The 22,235-nt window shown below is 57.7% G+C and carries 15 protein-coding genes; 11 read left to right on the plus strand and 4 right to left on the minus strand.

The window, feature by feature from the left end:
- Window positions 1-43 precede the first annotated feature (43 nt).
- The gene (locus LPQ25_RS04910; protein ID WP_004210599.1) at window positions 44-1,183 is read left to right on the plus strand and encodes a glycerate kinase; all 1,140 of its coding nucleotides are present in this window, start codon (window positions 44-46) and stop codon (window positions 1,181-1,183) included.
- Window positions 1,184-1,340: 157 nt separating this feature from the next.
- On the opposite strand, the gene barA is transcribed toward LPQ25_RS04910, so the two are convergent.
- Entirely contained in the window at window positions 1,341-4,091 is a 2,751-nt protein-coding gene (gene barA, locus LPQ25_RS04915; RefSeq protein ID WP_004151066.1) for a two-component sensor histidine kinase BarA, read from the minus strand.
- 113 nt (window positions 4,092-4,204) lie between these two features.
- Here barA and rlmD point away from each other — a divergent pair, with 113 nt between their 5' ends.
- The 5 genes from rlmD to eno all read left to right on the plus strand — a co-directional run bounded on the left by rlmD (window position 4,205) and on the right by eno (window position 12,069).
- Window positions 4,205-5,509, plus strand: coding sequence for a 23S rRNA (uracil(1939)-C(5))-methyltransferase RlmD (gene rlmD / locus LPQ25_RS04920; RefSeq protein WP_004174638.1), 1,305 nt, complete (start codon window positions 4,205-4,207; stop codon window positions 5,507-5,509).
- A 121-nt stretch (window positions 5,510-5,630) separates the two neighbouring features.
- Window positions 5,631-7,868 (plus strand): GTP diphosphokinase, encoded by a 2,238-nt coding sequence (gene relA, locus LPQ25_RS04925; RefSeq protein ID WP_002915217.1) that lies wholly within the window; start codon window positions 5,631-5,633, stop codon window positions 7,866-7,868.
- Between the two features lie 111 nt (window positions 7,869-7,979).
- Window positions 7,980-8,771 carry a nucleoside triphosphate pyrophosphohydrolase gene (mazG, locus tag LPQ25_RS04930; protein ID WP_014907014.1) on the plus strand — a complete coding sequence of 264 codons (792 nt, stop codon included), beginning with the start codon at window positions 7,980-7,982 and terminating at the stop codon, window positions 8,769-8,771.
- 280 nt (window positions 8,772-9,051) lie between these two features.
- The gene (gene pyrG, locus LPQ25_RS04935) at window positions 9,052-10,689 is read left to right on the plus strand and encodes a glutamine hydrolyzing CTP synthase (RefSeq protein ID WP_004142808.1); all 1,638 of its coding nucleotides are present in this window, start codon (window positions 9,052-9,054) and stop codon (window positions 10,687-10,689) included.
- Between the two features lie 81 nt (window positions 10,690-10,770).
- Window positions 10,771-12,069 (plus strand): phosphopyruvate hydratase, encoded by a 1,299-nt coding sequence (gene eno / locus LPQ25_RS04940; RefSeq protein ID WP_002915213.1) that lies wholly within the window; start codon window positions 10,771-10,773, stop codon window positions 12,067-12,069.
- A 64-nt stretch (window positions 12,070-12,133) separates the two neighbouring features.
- On the opposite strand, the gene LPQ25_RS04945 is transcribed toward eno, so the two are convergent.
- Window positions 12,134-13,243 (minus strand): SDR family oxidoreductase, encoded by a 1,110-nt coding sequence (locus LPQ25_RS04945; RefSeq protein ID WP_004210593.1) that lies wholly within the window; start codon window positions 13,241-13,243, stop codon window positions 12,134-12,136.
- 473 nt (window positions 13,244-13,716) lie between these two features.
- Here LPQ25_RS04945 and queE point away from each other — a divergent pair, with 473 nt between their 5' ends.
- Complete coding sequence (gene queE / locus LPQ25_RS04950) at window positions 13,717-14,388, plus strand: 7-carboxy-7-deazaguanine synthase QueE (protein WP_002915210.1); 672 nt, start codon at window positions 13,717-13,719, stop codon at window positions 14,386-14,388.
- A 40-nt stretch (window positions 14,389-14,428) separates the two neighbouring features.
- Here queE and queD read toward each other — a convergent pair whose 3' ends face one another.
- On the minus strand, window positions 14,429-14,794 hold the full coding sequence (gene queD / locus LPQ25_RS04955; RefSeq protein WP_004174641.1) for a 6-carboxytetrahydropterin synthase QueD: 366 nt from the start codon (window positions 14,792-14,794) through the stop codon (window positions 14,429-14,431).
- Window positions 14,795-15,110: 316 nt separating this feature from the next.
- On the opposite strand from queD, the gene cysJ reads away from it, so the two are divergent.
- The 3 genes from cysJ to cysH all read left to right on the plus strand — a co-directional run bounded on the left by cysJ (window position 15,111) and on the right by cysH (window position 19,459).
- Window positions 15,111-16,910 (plus strand): NADPH-dependent assimilatory sulfite reductase flavoprotein subunit, encoded by a 1,800-nt coding sequence (cysJ, locus tag LPQ25_RS04960; RefSeq protein ID WP_004151065.1) that lies wholly within the window; start codon window positions 15,111-15,113, stop codon window positions 16,908-16,910.
- Complete coding sequence (cysI, locus tag LPQ25_RS04965; protein WP_014907016.1) at window positions 16,910-18,622, plus strand: assimilatory sulfite reductase (NADPH) hemoprotein subunit; 1,713 nt, start codon at window positions 16,910-16,912, stop codon at window positions 18,620-18,622. The genes cysJ and cysI overlap by 1 nt, the downstream gene beginning before the upstream one ends.
- 102 nt (window positions 18,623-18,724) lie before the next feature.
- On the plus strand, window positions 18,725-19,459 hold the full coding sequence (gene cysH, locus LPQ25_RS04970) for a phosphoadenosine phosphosulfate reductase (protein ID WP_002915177.1): 735 nt from the start codon (window positions 18,725-18,727) through the stop codon (window positions 19,457-19,459).
- Between the two features lie 72 nt (window positions 19,460-19,531).
- Here cysH and LPQ25_RS04975 read toward each other — a convergent pair whose 3' ends face one another.
- On the minus strand, window positions 19,532-20,578 hold the full coding sequence (locus tag LPQ25_RS04975; RefSeq protein ID WP_004174643.1) for an aminopeptidase: 1,047 nt from the start codon (window positions 20,576-20,578) through the stop codon (window positions 19,532-19,534).
- A 247-nt stretch (window positions 20,579-20,825) separates the two neighbouring features.
- Here LPQ25_RS04975 and cysG point away from each other — a divergent pair, with 247 nt between their 5' ends.
- Window positions 20,826-22,232: a siroheme synthase CysG gene (gene cysG, locus LPQ25_RS04980; protein ID WP_004217556.1), complete on the plus strand. Its 1,407-nt coding sequence runs from the start codon at window positions 20,826-20,828 to the stop codon at window positions 22,230-22,232.
- The last annotated feature ends 3 nt before the right edge of the window (window positions 22,233-22,235 follow it).

A 22,235-nucleotide genomic window follows, 5' to 3' on the forward strand; every position in this document is an offset into this window, starting at 1 on the left:
TTGCGCGACAGCGCCAGGGGTTGGCTCAGAGTAAGGACAGCAGATGAAAATAGTGATCGCACCGGATTCCTGGAAGGAGAGCCTGAGCGCGCTGGAAGTGGCCAGTGCGATAGAGCAAGGCTTTCGCGAGATTTATCCTGACGCCGAGTACGTCAAGCTGCCGGTTGCCGATGGTGGGGAAGGGACGGTGGAAGCCATGGTGGCGGCGACCGGCGGGCTTCTGGTTCCGCTGACGGTCACCGGGCCGCTGGGCGAGCCGGTTGAGGCATTTTACGGGCTGTCCGGCGATCGCCAGTGCGCCTTTATCGAAATGGCGGCGGCCAGCGGCCTGGAGAGCGTCCCGCCGGCGCAGCGTAACCCGCTGCTGACCACTTCCTGGGGTACCGGGGAGCTTATCCGCCATGCGCTGGACGCCGGGGTAAGACAGATCATTATTGGTATTGGCGGCAGTGCGACCAATGACGGCGGCGCCGGGATGGCGCAGGCGCTGGGGGCGAAACTGCTGACCGCCGAGGGCCAGCAAATTGCCTCCGGGGGCGGCGCGCTGGAGACGCTGGCGCTCATCGATCTCAGCGAACTCGATTCGCGGCTGGCAGATTGCCGGATTGACGTTGCCTGCGACGTCACCAACCCGTTGACCGGCCCGCAGGGCGCCAGCGCGGTGTTCGGCCCGCAAAAAGGGGCGACGGCGCAGATGATCGACCGGCTCGACAGCGGCCTGCGGCACTATGCCCGGATTATCGCCCGCGATTTAGATATCGACGTGCTGAGCCTTGAGGGCGGCGGCGCGGCGGGCGGCATGGGTGCGGCGCTGTATGCGTTCTGTGGTGCTCAGTTGCGTCCGGGCATTGAGATTGTCACCGATGCGCTACAGCTGGCTGAGCGGGTGGCGGATGCCGATTTAGTGATCACCGGCGAAGGGCGTATCGATAGCCAGACGATCCACGGCAAAGTGCCGGTGGGGGTGGCGAGGGTGGCGAAGCGTTTTAACGTCCCGGTGATCGGGATTGCCGGCAGTCTTACCGCCGATGTTGGCGTCGTGCATCAGCACGGGCTGGATGCGGTATTCAGCGTGTTGTATACCATCTGTACCCTTGATGAAGCGTTGGCCAATGCCGCCGCCAACCTGCGAATGACGGCGCGTAACGTAGCCGCGGTTTTGCAGATGGGCGACAGGCGGTAACCCGGCTGGCGCAGTGGTATTTGTAGCCCGGATAAGGTGCGTAGCACCGCGATCCGGGAACCATCCCCGGTGGCGCTTACGCTTACCGGGGCTACCAACCGAATACCGGACCGTAGGGCGTAGGCCGGATGAGGCGCGTAGCGCCGCTATCCGGGGTTTACACCCCCATCCGGCACGCTTCGCGGGCCACATTATCCATCTCATCTAACAGCTCAAGCAGCTCCGGCTCCAGATCCTCGGCGGCGGTGCCTGCCCGCAGCTGACTTTCCAGGGTATGGCACAGCTTTTTCAGCCGCGGCACGCCGCTATAGCTGCAGCTGCCGTGCAGTTTATGGATCAGATCCACCAGCCCTTCCGGCTGCTCGCCCACCAGCTGCTCCTCAACTTTGTTACGCACCTCCGGCATAAAGGCGATCAGCATTTGCAGCATCTCCCGCGCCAGGTCCGGCTTCATGGCCGCCTGGCGCAGCGCCAGCTGCCAGTCGAGCGTCTGGTTATGATCGACGATCGGCTCTGCGGGCGGTAGCGACGCCGGAACGACGCTGTGCAGGCCGGGCTGATAGCGCAGCAGCAGTGCGTGCAGTTTCTCTTCTTCGATTGGCTTCGCCAGATAGTCGTTCATGCCGGCGCTCAGTAATTTCTCACGCTGGCCCTCCAGGGCGTGCGCGGTGACCGCAATAACCGGGGTTTGCTGATGATGGGACAGGTGATGGATAAGCTCGCAGGCGCGGATGCCGTCCATATCCGGCATCTGAATATCCATCAGGATCAGATCCATCTGCAGCTGCTTGGCCTTGTCCACCGCCTGCTGGCCGCTGTCGCAGAGGATCACCTGCTGCACAAGATCATCCAGCAGGGCGCCAATCAGCTTCAGGTTAGCCGGGTTGTCGTCGACGGCCATTACCGTCATTGGCAACTTATGACTGTCGATCTGCATCAGCGGCGCGGAGGCAAGCGCGTGGCTGGTAGCCACCAGCGCCGGTAGCAGACGGGTGGTGGTGAGCGGCTTTAACAGGCAGGCGGCAACGCCGTCGCGCTTCAGGGCTTCGGCGCTGACCTGGGCATGGCACGGCAGGGCCAGCAGTACGTTATCGGACATCGCGCAGGCTTTGGCTAATTTTTCCCGATGCGGCGACAAATCGCGCATTGAAACCGGGATACCGACCAGCAGAATGTCATACTGCGCTTCCGCCAGCGAGGAGAAGGTAGGGCTGTAGATAACCTCCAGCGGCGTAGCGGCCAGCATCTCCAGGGTACACTGCGCCGCCGTCGCGTTGGCTTCCACATAGGCCAGACGTTTGCCGACAAGCCCGTCGGTGTTCAGCGTATCCGGAATGGCGTTCGGGTTGAGATCGAGGCTGATATGGAACCAGAAGGTGGAGCCGCGGTTCGGCTGGCTGTGGAACGAAATATCCCCGCCCATCTCTTTGACCAGACGCTGAGTGATCACCAGCCCGAGCCCGGTGCCGCCGTGGCGGCGTGAAATACTGGCATCGGCCTGACGGAAGGCCTGGAATAGCCGGGACTGGTCGCGCTCGGGGATGCCGATGCCGGTATCGTGGATCTGAATTTCGATCTGTACCCGGGAATTACTGATGGCCCGCTGCTCCACCAGTACGTCGATATTGCCGTGCTCGGTAAATTTGATGGCGTTGCCCACGAGGTTGGTCACAATCTGCTGCAGACGCAGCGGGTCGCCGATAACGTTGTCCGGTACATTGTTCTTAATATTCAGCGTCAGCTCCAGCCCTTTATCGTGCGCGGAATGCGCCAGCAGGGTGACCACTTCATCAAGCGAAGTGCGCAGCAGGAACGGAATACTCTCCAGGATCAGCTTCCCGGCTTCCAGCTTGGAAAAGTCGAGCACGTCATTGATGATCGCCAGCAGATTGTTGGCCGAACGTTCGATGGTGGTCAGGTGGTCGCGCTGCGTAGCGTTGAGATCGGTTTTCAGCGTCAGGCGGGTAAAGCCGATCACCCCATTGAGCGGGGTGCGCAGCTCGTGAGACATATTGGCCAGGAACTCAGACTTAATGCGCGCCGCCTCCTGGGCGCGCTTTTTCGCCAGGTCCAGCTCGACGTTCTGGATCTCCATCTGCTCAAGAGTTTCCCGTAGATCGGAGGTCGCCTGGTCGACGTTGTGTTGCATCTCTTCGTGGTATGCCGCCAGCGACATGGCCATCGAGTTAATGCCATTTTTCAGCATATCCAGTTCGCCGAGCATAAAGCCTTCGACCCGGCTGTCCAGCTGTCCGCGGCGGATGCGGTCGACAGTGTTAACCATATTGCGGATTGGCCCGGTGACGTCGCGCATCAGCCTCCAGCCGAAGATTAACGCGATGCCGATACAGAACAGCATCATTACGCTGGAGATAAAAATCTCTTTGTACTGCTGGAGGCGAACCGATTTTAGATCCAGCTCCAGGGCGACGTAGCCCAGCATATTGCCCGGCATTTTAGCGTCAGATTCGGGTGATTCATCCGGAGAATAGCTTTCCGAGACAATAGGCGTGCGCAGGATCATCATGTCGCCATCGCGGATGACGCTGAGGTGACGGGGGAATGCCTCGCCTTTCGGGATCTGCAGTTCGCTGGGATTGAGCTGGTAATTGGAGGTGACAAATAAGCGGTTATGCGAATCGTACACCGAGATGGCCCGCACGATCTCCGAGTGGCGACGATGCAGAACGCTGATCAGCTGGCCGATGGATTCACGGTTTTGCAAGTTCATGCCATATTCGCTGGAGACCGCCAGCGGTTCGATAATACTGGCGCCAGCGTCCTCCAGCTGGCGTTGCAGGTCGTTATAACGATGAGCGACAAAGAAAATACTGAGCAACAGTCCTATCAGGACGGTTGGCGCCAGAATCAGAATCATCATGCGAGCACGCAGGCTGTAGTTGGTCATGCGGTTCCATTATGGGAGAATATAGACATCATCGTTCTGTGCAGCGTCGCTGCGCCTCGCGGCGCTGCCGCTCTGAACGAGCTCGTTTTATTTGATTGAGACAACTCTCTACGATGGCGCAATTCTACTCTGCAAAACGGCGTGTGACGACGCGCCAGATCATAACCGTTACAGTCAACGACCTCGATCCCTTTGGTCAGGGTGTTGCCCGCCACCAGGGGAAGGCGCTGTTCGTGAGCGGCGTGCTGCCCCACGAGCAGGCCGAGGTGGTGCTGGTGGAAGATAAAAAACAGTACGCCCGCGCCGAGGTGAAACGCCGACTGACCGACAGCCCGCAGCGCCAGGCGCCGCGCTGCCCCCATTTTGGCGTCTGCGGCGGATGCCAACAACAACATGCCAGCGTTCCGCTTCAGCAGCAAAGTAAACGCGCCGCGCTGGGGCGACTGATGAAGCGCGAGGTAGATGACGTCATCGCCGGCGCGCCGTGGGGCTACCGCCGTCGCGCACGCTTGAGCTTGAATTATCAGCCGAAGACCCAACAATTGCAGATGGGTTTTCGCCAGGCCAACGCCAAAGCGATCGTCGATGTGGTGCAGTGCCCTGTTTTGGTGCCCCAACTTGAGGCATTGCTGCCCGCTGTGCGCGAGTGCTTAAGCGCGCTGAGCGCATTACGCCATCTCGGCCACGTCGAGCTGGTGCAGGCGGACAATGGCCCGCTGATGGTGCTGCGCCATACCGCAGCCCTGCCGGCGACAGACAGGGAAAAACTGGAACGCTTTTCGCAAACTCACGGTCTTTCCCTGTACCTCGCGCCACAAAGCGAGATACTGGAGCATATTCATGGCGAAGCGCCATGGTATACCTCAGACGGACTACGCTTAGTGTTCAGCCCGCGGGATTTTATCCAGGTCAACGACGGCGTAAATCAGCAGATGGTGCGTACCGCACTGGAGTGGCTGGATCTGCGGCCAGAGGACCGGGTGCTGGATCTGTTCTGCGGGATGGGCAACTTTACCCTGCCGCTGGCGACACGCGCCGCCCATGTGGTGGGCGTGGAAGGGGTGCCGGCGCTGGTGGAGAAGGGGCGGGAAAACGCCGCCCGCAATGGTTTATCAAATGTCACTTTCTTCCATGAAAATCTGGAAGAAGACGTCACCCGTCAGGCCTGGGCGAAGCACGGCTTTGATAAAGTGCTGCTGGACCCGGCCCGCGCCGGCGCGCCGGGCGTGATGCCGCATATAATAAAACTGGCACCGCGGCGGGTGGTGTATGTTTCCTGCAACCCGGCGACGCTGGCGCGAGACAGCGAAACCCTGTTGCAGGCTGGATATCAGATTCAACGCCTGGCGATGCTGGATATGTTCCCGCATACCGGCCATCTGGAATCAATGGTGTTGTTTGAGCGCAGGCTTACATAAGGTCATTCACAACGTCGCAGAAGAGCCACCCTGGCCATGAATGCTGACGCGACCTGCAGGATGACATGTAGAAAGTTGAGGCTTGCCGACTTCGGCAGGCCGGTCCCTTAAGGAGAGGACAATGGTTGCGGTAAGAAGTGCACATCTTAATAAAGCTGGTGAATTTGACCCGAAGAAATGGATCGCGAGTCTGGGAATTTCCAGCCAGCAGTCGTGTGAGCGCTTAGCCGAAACCTGGGATTATTGTCGCGAAAAAACGCAAGGACACCCGCAGGCGGACCTGCTGCTGTGGCGGGGCGTCGAAATGGTGGAGATCCTCTCCACCCTAAGTATGGACATCGATACGCTGCGCGCGGCGCTGCTGTTCCCGCTGGCCGACGGCGAAGTTGTCAGCGAAGAGGTGATGCAGGAGAGCGTAGGTAAATCGGTCGTGACCCTGATTCACGGGGTGCGGGACATGGCCGCTATCCGCCAGCTGAAGGCTACCCATACCGACTCGGTCTCTTCCGAGCAGGTGGATAACATTCGCCGTATGCTGCTGGCGATGGTTGACGATTTCCGCTGCGTGGTCATCAAACTTGCTGAGCGTATCGCGCATCTGCGCGAGGTCAAGGACGCGCCGGAAGATGAGCGCGTTCTTGCGGCGAAAGAGTGCACCAATATCTATGCTCCCCTGGCGAACCGCTTAGGTATCGGCCAGCTGAAGTGGGAGCTGGAAGATTACTGCTTCCGCTATCTGCACCCGGCGGAATACAAGCGCATTGCCAAACTGCTCCACGAGCGCCGTATCGACCGCGAGCATTACATCGAAGAGTTTGTCGGCCACCTGCGCTCAGAGATGAAAGCCGAAGGCGTCAAGGCGGAAGTCTATGGCCGGCCGAAGCATATCTACAGTATCTGGCGCAAAATGCAGAAAAAACACCTCGCTTTCGACGAGCTGTTTGACGTTCGCGCGGTGCGTATTGTGGCTGAGCGTTTGCAGGATTGCTATGCCGCGCTGGGGATCGTCCATACTCACTACCGCCATCTGCCGGATGAATTCGACGACTACGTGGCCAACCCGAAACCCAACGGTTACCAGTCTATCCATACCGTGGTGCTGGGGCCGAGCGGCAAGACGGTGGAGATTCAGATCCGCACCCGGCAGATGCATGAAGACGCCGAGCTGGGCGTGGCCGCGCACTGGAAGTACAAAGAGGGCGCGGGAGCCGGCACCAGCGGCGGCCGCGGCTATGAAGACCGTATCGCCTGGCTGCGTAAGCTGATTGCCTGGCAGGAAGAGATGGCCGACTCCGGCGAGATGCTCGACGAAGTGCGCAGCCAGGTCTTCGACGACCGGGTGTATGTCTTTACGCCGAAAGGCGACGTGGTGGACCTGCCTGCGGGGTCGACGCCGCTGGACTTTGCCTATCATATTCACAGCGATGTCGGCCATCGCTGCATCGGCGCCAAAATTGGCGGCCGCATCGTGCCGTTCACCTACCAGCTGCAGATGGGCGATCAGATCGAAATTATTACCCAGAAGCAGCCGAACCCGAGCCGTGACTGGCTGAACCCTAACCTCGGCTATGTGACCACCAGCCGCGGACGTTCGAAGATCCACGCCTGGTTCCGTAAGCAGGATCGCGACAAGAACATTCTCGCCGGTCGGCAGATCCTCGACGACGAGCTGGAGCATTTGGGCATCAGCCTGAAGGATGCGGAAAAGCACCTGCTGCCGCGCTATAACTTCAACGAGCTCGATGAACTGCTGGCCGCCATCGGCGGTGGCGATATCCGTCTCAACCAGATGGTCAACTTCCTGCAGGCGCAGTTCAATAAACCTAGCGCCGCCGAGCAGGATGCGGCCGCGCTGAAGCAACTGCAGCAGAAAACCTACACGCCGCAAAATCGCACCAAGGACAATGGCCGGGTAGTGGTGGAAGGGGTAGGCAACCTGATGCACCATATTGCCCGCTGCTGCCAGCCAATCCCGGGCGACGAGATCGTCGGCTTTATCACCCAGGGGCGCGGGATCTCCGTGCATCGCGCGGACTGCGATCAGCTGGCAGAACTGCAGTCGCATGCCCCGGAGCGCATCGTCGATGCGGTATGGGGCGAAAGCTACTCGGCGGGCTACTCGCTGGTGGTCAGGGTGGAGGCGAACGATCGCAGCGGTTTACTGCGCGATATCACTACCATCCTCGCCAATGAGAAGGTGAACGTGCTGGGCGTCGCCAGCCGCAGCGATACCCGTCAGCAGCTGGCAACCATCGATATGACCATCGAGATTTACAACCTGCAGGTGCTGGGCCGGGTGCTCGGTAAGCTCAACCAGGTGCCGGATGTGATCGACGCGCGCCGTCTGCACGGCGGTTAATTCGTCTGTAGGCCGGATAAGGCGAAGCCGCCATCCGGCAATTTCGCAACGTCGGATAAGGTCTAAACGCCTTATCCGGCCGACTATTTTTTAAATTTCCAGGATTGTCACATGACTCAAATTGACCGCTTGCTCGGCATCATGCGCCGCCTGCGCGACCCGGAAAACGGCTGCCCATGGGATAAAGAGCAGACCTTTGCCACTATCGCCCCTTACACCCTTGAGGAGACCTACGAGGTCCTCGATGCTATCCAGCGGGAAGATTTTGACGATCTGCGCGGTGAACTGGGCGATCTGCTGTTCCAGGTGGTGTTCTATGCGCAAATGGCGCAGGAAGAGGGACGCTTTGACTTTGACGATATCTGCGCCGCCATCAGCGACAAGCTGGAGCGTCGCCACCCGCATATCTTCGGCGAGGCATCGGCGGGCAATAGCACGGAAGTCCTGGCCCGCTGGGAGCAAATCAAAAGCGCGGAGCGAGCGGAAAAAGCCCAGCATTCGGCACTGGACGATATTCCCCATAGCCTGCCGGCGCTGATGCGCGCGCATAAAATCCAGCGCCGCTGCTCGGCAGTGGGTTTCGACTGGACCTCGCTGGGCCCGGTGCTCGACAAAGTGCATGAAGAAATTGATGAAGTGATGCATGAAGCGCAGCAGGCGGTGGTGGATGAAGCAAAACTGGAAGAGGAAGTGGGCGATCTGCTGTTTGCCACGGTGAATTTATCCCGTCATTTGGGCGTCAAAGCCGAGGTGGCGCTGCAGAAAGCAAACCTCAAGTTTGAGCGTCGTTTCCGCGAGGTCGAGCGTATTGTCGCCGCCCGAGGCCTGGAAATGACCGGCGTCGACCTCGATACCATGGAAGAAGTGTGGCAGGAAGTAAAACGCCAGGAAACTGATCTCTAACGGATTTTCGTGATCAAGCGCGATTTGTGTGATTTTATAAATAACAAGCGCTTGATTTACGTCAAAAACATTTCGCCAAAAGCGTCTATTTTCTCTTTCCGTTATGTCGTTGAAACACCATGTAGCCTGCCTCTTCGAGTTGTTCGAGTCGCAACACAGGTGCAACTTGAAGAACGAAGGGGAGGGGAAGAATGAAAGTTTGTGGCGTCACGCATGTTCGGGTATACTACTTTCCCGTCCTGGTTATTCCATCGTTTTACCCTAACTTCTCAGGTTCAGCATGACAACGAACTATATTTTTGTGACCGGCGGGGTCGTATCCTCTCTGGGTAAAGGCATTGCCGCAGCCTCCCTGGCAGCCATTCTTGAAGCCCGTGGTCTCAACGTGACCATCATGAAACTGGATCCGTATATCAACGTCGATCCGGGCACCATGAGCCCAATCCAGCATGGGGAAGTGTTCGTTACTGAAGACGGCGCAGAAACCGATCTGGACCTGGGCCACTATGAGCGTTTTATCCGCACCAAGATGACGCGCCGCAATAACTTCACCACCGGCCGTATCTACTCCGACGTGCTGCGCAAAGAGCGCCGTGGCGACTACCTGGGCGCGACCGTTCAGGTTATCCCGCACATCACCAACGCTATCAAAGAGCGCGTACTGGCGGGCGGCGAAGGCCATGACGTCGTGCTGGTGGAAATCGGCGGTACCGTAGGCGATATCGAATCCCTGCCGTTCCTCGAAGCGATTCGTCAGATGGCGGTAGAGATCGGCCGCGAGCATACCCTGTTCATGCACCTGACTCTGGTGCCGTACATGGCCGCCGCGGGCGAAGTCAAAACCAAGCCGACCCAGCACTCCGTGAAAGAGCTGCTCTCCATCGGTATTCAGCCTGATATTCTGATCTGCCGCTCCGATCGCGCGGTTCCGGCCAACGAACGAGCCAAAATTGCTTTGTTCTGTAACGTTCCGGAAAAGGCTGTGATTTCTCTGAAAGATGTCGATTCCATTTATAAAATTCCGGGCCTGTTGAAATCTCAGGGGCTGGACGATTATATTTGTAAACGATTCAGCTTAACTTGTCCGGAAGCAAACCTGGCCGAATGGGAACAGGTAATCTATGAAGAAGCTAATCCGGCAGGCGAAGTCACCATCGGTATGGTCGGTAAGTACATTGAACTGCCGGATGCCTACAAGTCGGTGATTGAAGCGCTGAAACACGGCGGTCTGAAAAATCGCGTTACCGTCAACATCAAGCTGATCGATTCGCAGGATGTGGAAACGCGCGGCGTCGAAATCCTCAAGGATTTAGACGCTATCCTGATCCCGGGCGGCTTCGGCTACCGCGGCGTTGAAGGCAAGATCGCCACCGCGCGCTATGCGCGTGAAAACAATATTCCTTATCTGGGCATCTGCCTGGGTATGCAGGTTGCGCTGATTGAGTTCGCGCGTAACGTAGCGGGTATGGAAAACGCCAACTCGACGGAATTTGTGCCAGACTGTAAATACCCGGTCGTGGCCCTGATTACCGAATGGCGTGACGAAGATGGCAACGTTGAAGTCCGCTCTGAGAAGAGCGATCTGGGCGGCACCATGCGCCTGGGCGCGCAGCAGTGCCAGCTGAGTGATGATTCTCTGGTACGCCAGCTTTACGGCGAGCCGACCATCACCGAGCGTCATCGTCACCGCTACGAAGTCAACAACATGTTGTTGAAACCGATTGAAGCTGCCGGTCTGCGCGTTGCGGGCCGTTCCGGGGATGATCAGTTGGTCGAGATCATCGAAGTGCCGAACCATCCGTGGTTTGTGGCCTGCCAGTTCCACCCGGAGTTTACTTCGACGCCGCGTGATGGACACCCGCTGTTTGCCGGCTTTGTGAAAGCCGCGAGCGAGTACCAGAAACGCCAGGCGAAGTAAAAAGAGTTTGAACGGCAATGCACCCATCCGGGTGCATTGTTTGTCTGGAGTTTTAGTTTAACTTGTACTGAGGAAAACCTAATGTCCAAAATCGTTAAAGTCATCGGTCGTGAAATCATCGACTCCCGTGGTAACCCGACTGTTGAAGCCGAAGTACACCTGGAAGGTGGTTTCGTCGGTATGGCAGCTGCTCCGTCAGGTGCTTCTACTGGTTCCCGCGAAGCGCTGGAACTGCGCGATGGCGACAAATCCCGTTTCCTGGGTAAAGGCGTAACCAAAGCTGTTGCTGCGGTAAACGGCCCGATCGCTCAGGCAATCCTGGGCAAAGATGCTAAAGATCAGGCTGGCATCGACAAGATCATGATCGACCTGGACGGTACTGAAAACAAATCTAACTTCGGTGCGAACGCTATCCTGGCCGTTTCTCTGGCGAACGCCAAAGCAGCTGCTGCGTCCAAAGGCCTGCCGCTGTACGCGCACATCGCTGAACTGAACGGCACTCCGGGCAAATACTCCATGCCGGTTCCGATGATGAACATCATCAACGGCGGTGAGCACGCTGACAACAACGTCGACATCCAGGAATTCATGATTCAGCCGGTTGGCGCGCCGACCCTGAAAGAAGCAGTACGCATGGGTTCTGAAGTGTTCCATCACCTGGCGAAAGTGCTGAAGTCCAAAGGCATGAACACTGCCGTTGGTGACGAAGGCGGCTACGCGCCGAACCTGGGTTCCAACGCCGAAGCGCTGGCTGTTATCGCTGAAGCGGTTAAAGCTGCAGGCTACGAGCTGGGCAAAGACATCACCCTGGCGATGGACTGCGCGGCGTCTGAATTCTACAAAGACGGTAAATACGTTCTGGCTGGCGAAGGCAACAAAGCGTTCACCTCTGAAGAGTTCACTCACTTCCTGGAAGAGCTGACCAAACAGTACCCGATCGTCTCCATCGAAGATGGTCTGGACGAATCTGACTGGGAAGGTTTCGCTTACCAGACCAAAGTACTGGGCGACAAAATCCAGCTGGTTGGTGACGACCTGTTCGTAACCAACACCAAGATCCTGAAAGAAGGCATCGAAAAAGGCATCGCTAACTCCATCCTGATCAAGTTCAACCAGATCGGTTCTCTGACCGAAACTCTGGCTGCTATCAAGATGGCGAAAGACGCTGGCTACACCGCTGTTATCTCTCACCGTTCTGGCGAAACTGAAGACGCTACCATTGCCGACCTGGCTGTTGGTACCGCTGCAGGCCAGATCAAAACTGGTTCTATGAGCCGTTCTGACCGCGTTGCTAAATACAACCAGCTGATTCGTATCGAAGAAGCGCTGGGTGAGCAAGCGCCGTTCAACGGTCGTAAAGAGATCAAAGGCCAGGCTTAATCCTGTCCTTGTGAAATAATCATGCCAGCCTTCGGGCTGGCATTTTTTTTTACGCCTGCGGCCATTATTTAAAGTCGACGGCCATTTGCTGAGGGATCGACAACCCACGGGTGGTTTCCACGCAGCGGTCGATGTAATCGGTAAAGCGCGGCGGTTTTGGCATCCCCATGCTCAGCAGCTTGTCGTTACTAAAGCGCACGTTCAGGGTGGCGAATGCGCCGTATAAGCGCATGGCTTTCAGCATCAGCCGCTCATTGCATGGCCCAAATATCCCTTTCAGTTCGCGTCTCATTTTGACCAGCGTTTCATAGCTCACCTGGGCGTACTTATCCCCCACCGGCGCCTGCTCCAGGGCCTGAGCCATCGCCCGGTCGATTTCGGCAAACTTCACGCTGTTCTCTTCGCCAGCAGAGATATGCACCACCTCGCCGTGAGCCAGAGGCTGGTTAAGCAGCATTAGCAGGGCGTCGGCGCAGTAGTCCACCGGGATAACGTCAATTCGGTCCTCCATGGAGCACATGAATTTCTGCAGCATCAGCCCCATGCTGAACACCCAGAAAATACTGCTGGAAGGCCGGCAGCCGTGATGGGTATGACCCACCACGATAGAGGGGCGGGCAATTACCAGCGGTAGCGTAGGGCACTGCTGCTGCATCAGCTGCTCGATGGTCGACTTCGAGTGGGTATATTCCACCAGGTGCTCAGCGCGTTCCCGAAACTCCGCGCTTTCGGCGACCAGTGAATCCGGTTCAGGCGAACATGACATCGCCGTACCGACGTGCAGAAAGCGCTGCAGACCCGTCACCTGCGCCATACGTTGCGCCAGGCGCAGCGTGCCCTCAACGTTAACCTTCCAGATAAGCGGGTTGCTGCCAAATGAAGCGACAGCGGCGCAGTTGAGGATGTGCGTGACCTGATCGAGGCGCGGATCGTTAAGAAAATGCTCCGGAGAGGCGAGATCGCCCAGCAGGATATGCTGCTGGCGCAACATCGCCAGCTTCTCCTCGGCGATGTTGAACTTACGCATGTTCTCTTTAACCCGTTCGAGGCCAGCCTCGGGGCTATCAGCACGTACCAGCAGCAGTAGATCTAACCGGGTTTCCTGATGGAGTATTTTCTCTAGCGCGGCACCGCCCAGAAACCCCGTAACGCCGGTAATTAATAATGTGGTCATAAACGCTATCTCATTATGGTTGGTCTGCGGGATTCTAGGCGGGCAAAAGTAAACGACAATTAAATAAAAAAGGGACCCGATCAGGGCTTTATTAAGACCAGTTTAAGGTTATTATTACCGGGGATAGAATTGGGCTCGCAGATCGGCCAGATAATTCACTCTTTCATGTATCAGTTTGTACATTACTGTATTTTAAGGTTTTTTTATTTTGGTTATTGGACCTTTTATTTTATCCTGAAGGACAGGAATAACATTTTCTGTTACATATTTCCCCCGCGCGTCAGAATGCTATTAATTTTAATTCTTATCATGCTAATAAACTAAGCCAAAAGAAAAGATTGCTTTTTTAATCAATAATATTATTCCCGACACGGATATTGACGGAGGGGTAAAAAAGCGATCGCAGCGCAGGACAAGACCTGGGCAGCGAAATCTGCGATAATGAACGTTTATCACCCTAAACAGAGATGACTATGCAGTACCCGATTAACGAGATGTTCCAGACCCTGCAAGGCGAGGGTTACTTCACCGGCGTGCCTGCCATCTTTATTCGTCTGCAGGGATGCCCGGTAGGATGCGCGTGGTGTGACACCAAGCATACCTGGGACAAGCTGGCCGATCGGGAAGTGTCGTTGTTCAGCATCCTGGCGAAAACCAAAGAGAGCGACAAGTGGGGCCCGGCAAGCAGCGAGGATCTGCTGGCGATTATTGGGCGGCAGGGGTGGACAGCCCGCCACGTGGTCATTACCGGCGGTGAGCCCTGCATTCATGATTTAACGCCGTTAACCTCGCTTCTGGAACAAAACGGCTTTAGCTGTCAGATTGAAACCAGCGGCACCCATGAAGTACGCTGCAGCCCCAATACCTGGGTGACGGTTTCCCCGAAGGTCAACATGCGCGGTGGCTATGACGTGCTGTCTCAGGCCCTGCAGCGGGCGGATGAGATCAAGCATCCGGTAGGGCGCGTCCGCGACATAGAAGCGCTGGACGAACTGCTGGAAACGCTGAGCGATGACAAACCGCGGATCATCGCCCTGCAGCCGATCAGTCAGAAAGAAGATGCGACGCGCCTGTGTATCGACACCTGCATCGCCCGCAACTGGCGCCTGTCTATGCAGACGCACAAGTATCTGAATATTGCCTGATAAAAAAGCCCGGCAGCGTACTGACCGGGCTTTTTTTCGCTTACTCGCCGCGATAGACGCAGCCGGCGGTGCAGGTCTCTTTGACCATCACGGCGCTCAGCAGCGGCACCCGCGGTTTCATCTCATCCCAGATCCATTTGGCCAGCACCTCGCTGGTGGGGTTTTCCAGACCAGGAATATCGTTCAGATAATAGTGGTCGAGGCGATCGTATGTCGGCTTAAAGGCGGCCTTCAGCTCGGCAAAATCCATGATCCACCCGGTATGGGGATCGACTTCACCGGTGATCTCCAGACGCACCATAAAGGAGTGGCCATGCAGGCGACCGCATTTGTGTCCTTCCGGGACGTGCGGCAGGTGGTGGGCGGCTTCGAAGGTGAAATCTTTAAACAGCGTGGTGGACATCATTGACTCTCAACAGGACGAAAAAAACCGCCGTAGGGTACCGGAAAGTACATTTTTTCGCATTAACTAAAACGGCCGTGAACAGAAAATGGACATGTTTATCTGCTTTATTTGATTTAATCTCTTATATTTCAATTGCTTATTTAATCGATTTTGTTGTTAATAACTACAACTAAAACAGGTTAGTCCATTTGGTTATTTATTATTTCCATCCCTTCTTTAATTGTTACTATGCCCGCCGTTAACCTTCTATTCTCTTCTGTTTTTGTCGCGCTGACAGGGTGCGAATAACAGCTTTGCTTACTGGAACAAACGACGCATGACGACACAGGCCCCACCTTCCAACTTGCTGCCGCTCAACCCGGAGCAACTGGCGCGCCTTCAGGCGGCCACCACTGACTTCACGCCCACTCAGCTCGCCTGGGTATCTGGCTATTTCTGGGGCGTGCTGAATCAGCAGTCCGGCGCGGCGGTAGCCGCCCCCGCCCCGGCCGCCGAGGTACCGACGATCACGCTGATTTCCGCCTCGCAAACCGGCAACGCCCGCCGCGTCGCCGAAGCGCTGCGTGACGATCTGCTGGCGGCGAAGCTGAACGTGAAGCTGGTGAATGCAGGCGATTATAAATTCAAACAAATTGCTGCGGAAAAACTGCTGGTGGTAGTGACGTCCACCCAGGGGGAAGGAGAGCCGCCGGAAGAAGCGGTCGCATTGCATAAGTTCCTGTTCTCTAAGAAAGCGCCGAAGCTGGACGGGACTGCGTTCGCCGTCTTTGGTCTCGGCGATACCTCTTATGAATTTTTCTGTCAGTCCGGCAAAGATTTCGACAACAAGCTGGCCGAGCTCGGCGCGGAACGTCTGCTCGATCGCGTTGATGCCGACGTTGAATATCAGGCCGCGGCCGCTGAATGGCGCGCGCGCGTGGTTGAGGCGCTGAAGGCCCGTGCGCCGGTCGCTGCGCCCGCTCAGCTGGCCACCAGCGGCGCGGTGAACGATATTCACACCAGCCCATATACCAAAGAAGCGCCCCTGACGGCGACCCTGTCGGTCAATCAGAAAATCACCGGCCGCAATTCAGAAAAAGATGTGCGCCATATCGAAATAGACCTCGGTGATTCCGGTCTGCGCTATCAGCCGGGCGACGCCCTGGGCGTCTGGTACCAGAACGATCCTCAGCTGGTGAAAGAGCTGGTGGAGCTGCTGTGGCTGAAAGGCGACGAGCCGGTGACCGTTGAGGGCAAAACTCTGCCGCTGTCGGAAGCCCTGCAGTGGCATTTTGAGCTGACGGTTAACACCGCGACTATCGTTGAAAACTACGCCACCCTGACGCGCAGCGAATCGCTGCTGCCGCTGGTGGGCGATAAAGCTCAGTTGCAGCAGTATGCCGCCGCGACGCCGATCGTCGATATGGTCCGTTTCTCTCCGGCGCAGCTGGACGCTGAGGCGTTAATCGGTCTGCTGCGTCCGCTGACGCCGCGCCTGTACTCCATTGCTTCCTCACAGGCGGAAGTGGAGAGCGAGGTGCATGTCACCGTGGGCGTGGTGCGCTATGAAATTGAAGGCCGCGCCCGGGCTGGCGGCGCCTCCAGCTTCCTCGCCGACCGCGTGGAAGAGGATGGCGAAGTCCGTGTCTTTATCGAACACAACGACAACTTCCGTCTGCCAGCCAACCCGGAGACCCCGGTGATCATGATTGGCCCGGGCACCGGTATTGCGCCGTTCCGCGCCTTTATGCAGCAGCGCGCTGCGGACGGAGCGCAAGGCAAGAACTGGTTGTTCTTCGGCAACCCGCACTTCACCGAAGATTTCCTCTATCAGGTGGAGTGGCAGAGCTATGTGAAGGAAGGTCTGCTGACCCGTATCGATCTGGCCTGGTCTCGCGATCAACAACAAAAAATCTATGTGCAGGACAAACTGCGCGAGCAGGGGGCCGAGCTGTGGCGCTGGATCAATGACGGCGCCCACATTTATGTCTGCGGCGACGCCAATCGTATGGCGAAGGACGTGGAAAACACCTTACTGGAAGTGATTGCCGAATACGGCGCGATGGACGCCGAAGCGGCGGACGAATTTTTAAGTGAGCTGCGCGTTGAGCGCCGTTATCAGCGAGATGTCTACTAATGAGCGAAAAACATCCGGGGCCTTTAGTGGTCGAAGGTAAACTGAGCGATGCCGAGCGCATGAAGCTTGAGAGCAACTACCTGCGCGGCACCATTGCGGAAGATTTAAACGACGGTCTGACCGGCGGTTTTAAAGGCGATAACTTCCTGCTGATCCGTTTCCACGGCATGTACCAGCAGGACGATCGCGATATCCGCGCGGAGCGCGCCGCCCAGAAGCTGGAGCCGCGTCATGCGATGCTGCTCCGCTGCCGTCTGCCGGGCGGGGTGATCACCACCACCCAGTGGAAGGCGATCGATAAGTTTGCCGCTGAGAACACCATTTACGGCAGTATTCGCCTGACCAACCGGCAGACCTTTCAGTTCCACGGCATTCTGAAAAAGAACGTCAAGCCGGTGCATCAGATGCTGCACTCGGTGGGGCTGGACGCGCTGGCCACCGCCAACGATATGAACCGTAACGTGCTGTGCACCTCCAACCCCTACGAGTCGCAGCTGCACGCTGAGGCCTACGAGTGGGCGAAAAAGATCTCCGAGCATCTGCTGCCGCGTACCCGCGCTTATGCCGAGATCTGGCTGGATCAGAAAAAGGTCGCCACTACCGACGAAGAGCCGATCCTCGGCCAGACCTATCTGCCGCGTAAGTTTAAAACCACGGTGGTGATCCCGCCGCAGAACGATATCGATCTGCACGCCAACGACATGAACTTCGTGGCGATCGCCGAAAACGGCAAGCTGGTGGGCTTTAACCTGCTGGTGGGCGGCGGTCTCTCTATCGAACATGGTAACAAAAAAACCTACGCCCGCACGGCGAGCGAATTCGGTTATCTGCCGCTGGAGCATACTCTGGCGGTGGCGGAAGCGGTTGTGACCACCCAGCGCGACTGGGGCAACCGTACCGACCGTAAGAATGCGAAAACCAAGTACACCCTTGAGCGCGTCGGTGTCGAAACCTTCAAAGCGGAAGTGGAGCGCCGGGCAGGCATTAAGTTTGAGCCGATCCGCCCGTACGAATTTACCGGCCGCGGCGATCGCATCGGCTGGGTGAAGGGGATTGATGATAAGTGGCACCTGACGCTGTTTATTGAAAACGGCCGCATTCTCGATTATCCGGGTCGTCCGCTGAAGACTGGCCTGCTGGAGATTGCTAAGGTCCATCAAGGCGAATTCCGCATCACCGCTAACCAGAACCTGATTGTCGCCAGCGTACCGGAAGATCAGAAGGTGCGGATCGAGAAGCTCGCGCGGGATCATGGCCTGATGAATGCCGTCACCCCGCAGCGCGAAAACTCGATGGCCTGCGTCTCCTTCCCGACCTGCCCGCTGGCGATGGCGGAAGCCGAGCGTTTCCTGCCGTCGTTTATCGACAAGGTGGAAGGGCTGATGAGCAAGCACGGCGTGAGCGATGAGCATATCGTCACCCGCGTCACCGGCTGCCCGAACGGCTGCGGCCGCGCGATGCTGGCGGAAGTGGGACTGGTGGGCAAAGCGCCGGGCCGCTATAACCTGCACATCGGCGGTAACCGCAACGGCACCCGCATCCCGCGGATGTACCGTGAGAATATTACCGAGTCGGAAATTCTCGACTCGCTAGACGAACTGGTAGGGCGCTGGGCGAAAGAGCGCGAAGCGGGTGAAGGCTTCGGCGATTTTACGGTGCGTGCGGGCATCATTCGCCCGGTGCTCGACCCAGCCCGCGATTTCTGGGAATAACATCCTGGTTGGTGCCCGGTGGCGCGTAGCGATCCGGGCCAGCGAAACCCGTAGGCCGGACGAACGCAGTGTCGTCCGGCAAAACAGGCAAACGAGGTTCATATGTCCGTACTCGATCTAAACGCGCTTAATGCATTGCCGAAAGTGGAACGCATTCTGGCACTCGCGGAAACCAACGCCCAACTGGAAAAGCTTGACGCCGAAGGGCGTGTGGCGTGGGCGCTGGAAAATCTGCCGGGAAACTATGTGCTGTCGTCGAGCTTTGGCATTCAGGCGGCGGTCAGTTTGCATCTGGTGAATCAGATCCGCCCGGATATTCCGGTGATCCTCACCGATACCGGCTACCTGTTCCCGGAAACCTATCAATTTATTGACGAGCTGACGGACAAGCTCAAGCTGAACCTGAAGGTCTACCGCGCGGCTGAAAGCGCGGCCTGGCAGGAGGCGCGCTACGGCAAGCTGTGGGAGCAGGGCGTTGAGGGCATTGAGAAATACAATGAGATCAACAAGGTTGAGCCGATGAACCGGGCGCTGAAAGAGCTCAACGCGCAGACGTGGTTTGCCGGTCTGCGCCGCGAGCAGTCGGGCAGCCGGGCTACGCTTCCGGTGCTGGCGGTCCAGCGCGGGGTGTTCAAGGTGCTACCGATTATCGACTGGGATAACCGGACGGTGTATCAGTACCTGCAAAAGCACGGGCTGAAGTACCACCCGCTGTGGGATCAGGGCTATCTCTCGGTAGGCGATACCCACACCACCCGCAAATGGGAGCCGGGCATGGCAGAAGAAGAGACCCGGTTCTTCGGGCTTAAACGCGAGTGCGGATTGCACGAGGGTTAAGCTGTTAGCTCTTCCTCTGAGTGATAATTTAAAAAGAACACGCGGGCGATACCGCGCGTTCTTTTGTGCGTATTAGCTTTTCTTCTCCACCTTCGCCAGCTCTTTCACCAGCGGCAGCATGACTTTCACTACCTCGCGTCCGCGGTGTTCGATGCGCCCCGGCAGCGCGTGGTCGATATACTGCTGATTATCCAGCTGGACGTCATGCCAACTGGTTCCCTGCGGGAAACTGGCCGATTTGCTCCGCTGCTGATAGCCATCTTTTTTGCCGAGTGACCAGTTAGTCGCCTCGACCGACAGCACCGGGATCCCGGCGTTGTCGAAGACGCTGGCGTCATTGCAGCAGCTGGTGCCTTTCGGATAAGCCGGGTTGAGTCCCGGGTTGGTGTAGGCGGCGATGCCCTTGCTGCGAGCGATAGCCAGCGCACGGTCGCGGGTCAGCTTGCGCACCGAGGCCGGCGTGCTGCGGCCGCTGTTGAAGTAAAGCTTATCGCCCACCACCAGATTATCGAGATTGATCACCAGCAGGGTATTTTTCTTTTCCGCTTCGCTCATCCGCTGCAGCAGGTTTTGCGCACCGAGACGGCCTTCCTCTTCACCGCTGGTGGCGATAAAGCGGATGCCATAGCGGGTAGGGACGTTCTTTAAATGCTCCGCCAGCTCCAGCAATACGCCAAGTCCCATCGCGTTGTCGTCGATGCCCTGCAGCGTCAGGCCGCCGAGGTTGTTCTCCACGTCTTTATCGCTCTGCGGCGCATAGGTGTCGAGGTGTGCCATGATAATAATCTGCTGGCGCACTTTACCTTCATGGGCGGCGATCACCGTACTGCCGGTGGCGTTATGCCAGTTCTTGCGCTGATTGCTGTCGGTATAGATATAGCGGGTATTGAAGCTTCGCACGTCGCTCTGATACCCCATCAGGGCGAACTGCTGGCGCAGATAGTCAGCTGAGAGCATTTCCGGCGGCGTTCCGGTCATTCGTCCCGGGAAGACGGTGGCGATATGGCGGGCCTGGCTACTGGCGGTGTCGCCCAGCGCGCTGAATGCGGGGGCGGCGGCAAAAACAAAACCGGTGCCGAGCGCCAGCGGAAGCAGACGGCGGCACAACGCGGAAAACATAAGGGGGTCCTTACACGAACAAGACAATTTGACGCGTACAGTATGAAACTGTGACCGCTGTTAAACAATTTCAATTGCTCTTAAATAGCGGAAAAATAGCGCGTTAAGCACTTTTTGATATTTGTATTTCCGCCGCGTTATTCCTTTGTGTCACAACTCATTCCATTTCGTAATTTCATTTGCTCTAAGGCGCACCCTATAGTCGCAGTATCGCTGAATGTAAGAGAGTTGTTGCACCGTGGATTACTTGCCCCTTTTTGCCGAACTGAAACAAAGGCCCGTGCTGGTGATCGGCGGCGGCGAGATTGCTGAACGTAAGATCAAGTTCCTGCTGCGCGCCCAGGCGCAGGTGCAGGTGGTCGCTGAAACGCTGTCACCGGCGCTGGCCGATCTGGCTGCGCGCCAGGCACTCAGCTGGCGGGCGACGGAATTCAGCGACTCGCTGGTGGATGATGTCTTTCTGGTGATTGCGGCCACCGAGGATGAGGCGCTTAACCAGCGGGTATTTGCGGCAGCTAACGCGCGCTACCGGTTGGTCAACGTGGTGGATAACCAGGCGCTGTGCTCGTTTGTTTTCCCTTCTATCGTCGACCGTTCGCCGCTGCTGGTGGCGATCTCCTCCAGCGGTAAAGCGCCGGTGCTGTCGCGCATTCTGCGTGAAAAAATCGAAGCGCTGCTGCCGACGAATCTCGGTCGGCTGGCGGAATCAGCAAGCTACTGGCGCAACCATCTGAAAACCCGCCTGACGACTACCGAAGCGCGTCGCCGCTTCTGGGAGCGCGTCTTTACCGGCCGCTTCGCCAGCCTGATGGTGGCGGGCAACTCTGCGGAGGCGGAAAAGGCGCTGCAGGATGAGTTGGATAAGCCCGAACGCGAGACGGGAGAAATTATTCTGGTCGGCGCCGGGCCGGGCGATGCCGGGCTGCTGACCCTTCGCGGTCTGCAGGCGATCCAGCAGGCGGACGTGGTTTTCCACGACCATCTGGTGACTCAGCCGGTTCTCGAGCTGGTGCGCCGCGATGCCGAACTTATTTGCGTCGGCAAACGCGCCGGCGAGCATTCGGTGCCGCAGCATGAAACCAATCAGCTGCTGGTGGAGGCGGCGAAGGCGGGGAAAACCGTCGTGCGCCTGAAGGGCGGCGATCCGTTTATTTTTGGCCGCGGCGCAGAAGAGCTGCAGGCTGCCGCCGAGGCGGGGATCCCGTTCCAGGTGGTGCCTGGCGTCACCGCAGCCGCCGGAGCGACGGCCTACGCCGGTATTCCGCTGACCCATCGCGATTATGCGCAAAGCGCCGTCTTTGTCACCGGCCACTATAAGCCGGACAGCGCCCCCTTCGACTGGTCGCTGCTGGCGAAGAGCCAACAGACGCTGGCGATCTACATGGGCACCATGAAGGCAGCGGAAATCAGCGCCCAGCTGATCGCCCACGGTCGCGACAGCGACACGCCGGTGGCGGTAATTTCCCGCGGCACCCGTGACGATCAGCAGACGATAACCGGCACATTGCAACAACTCGAACACCTGGCGAAAGACGCCCCGATGCCCGCCCTGCTGGTGGTAGGCGAAGTGGTGCAGCTGCATCAGCAGCTCGCCTGGTTTCAACATACATCATCCGCCGAGGGGTTTAACGCTTCGGTGGTCAATCTGGCTTAAGGA

Origin of the sequence: Klebsiella sp. KPN54798, from assembly GCF_021184225.1 — a bacterium.
In the GTDB taxonomy this organism is placed as follows: Bacteria; Pseudomonadota; Gammaproteobacteria; order Enterobacterales; family Enterobacteriaceae; genus Klebsiella; species Klebsiella pneumoniae.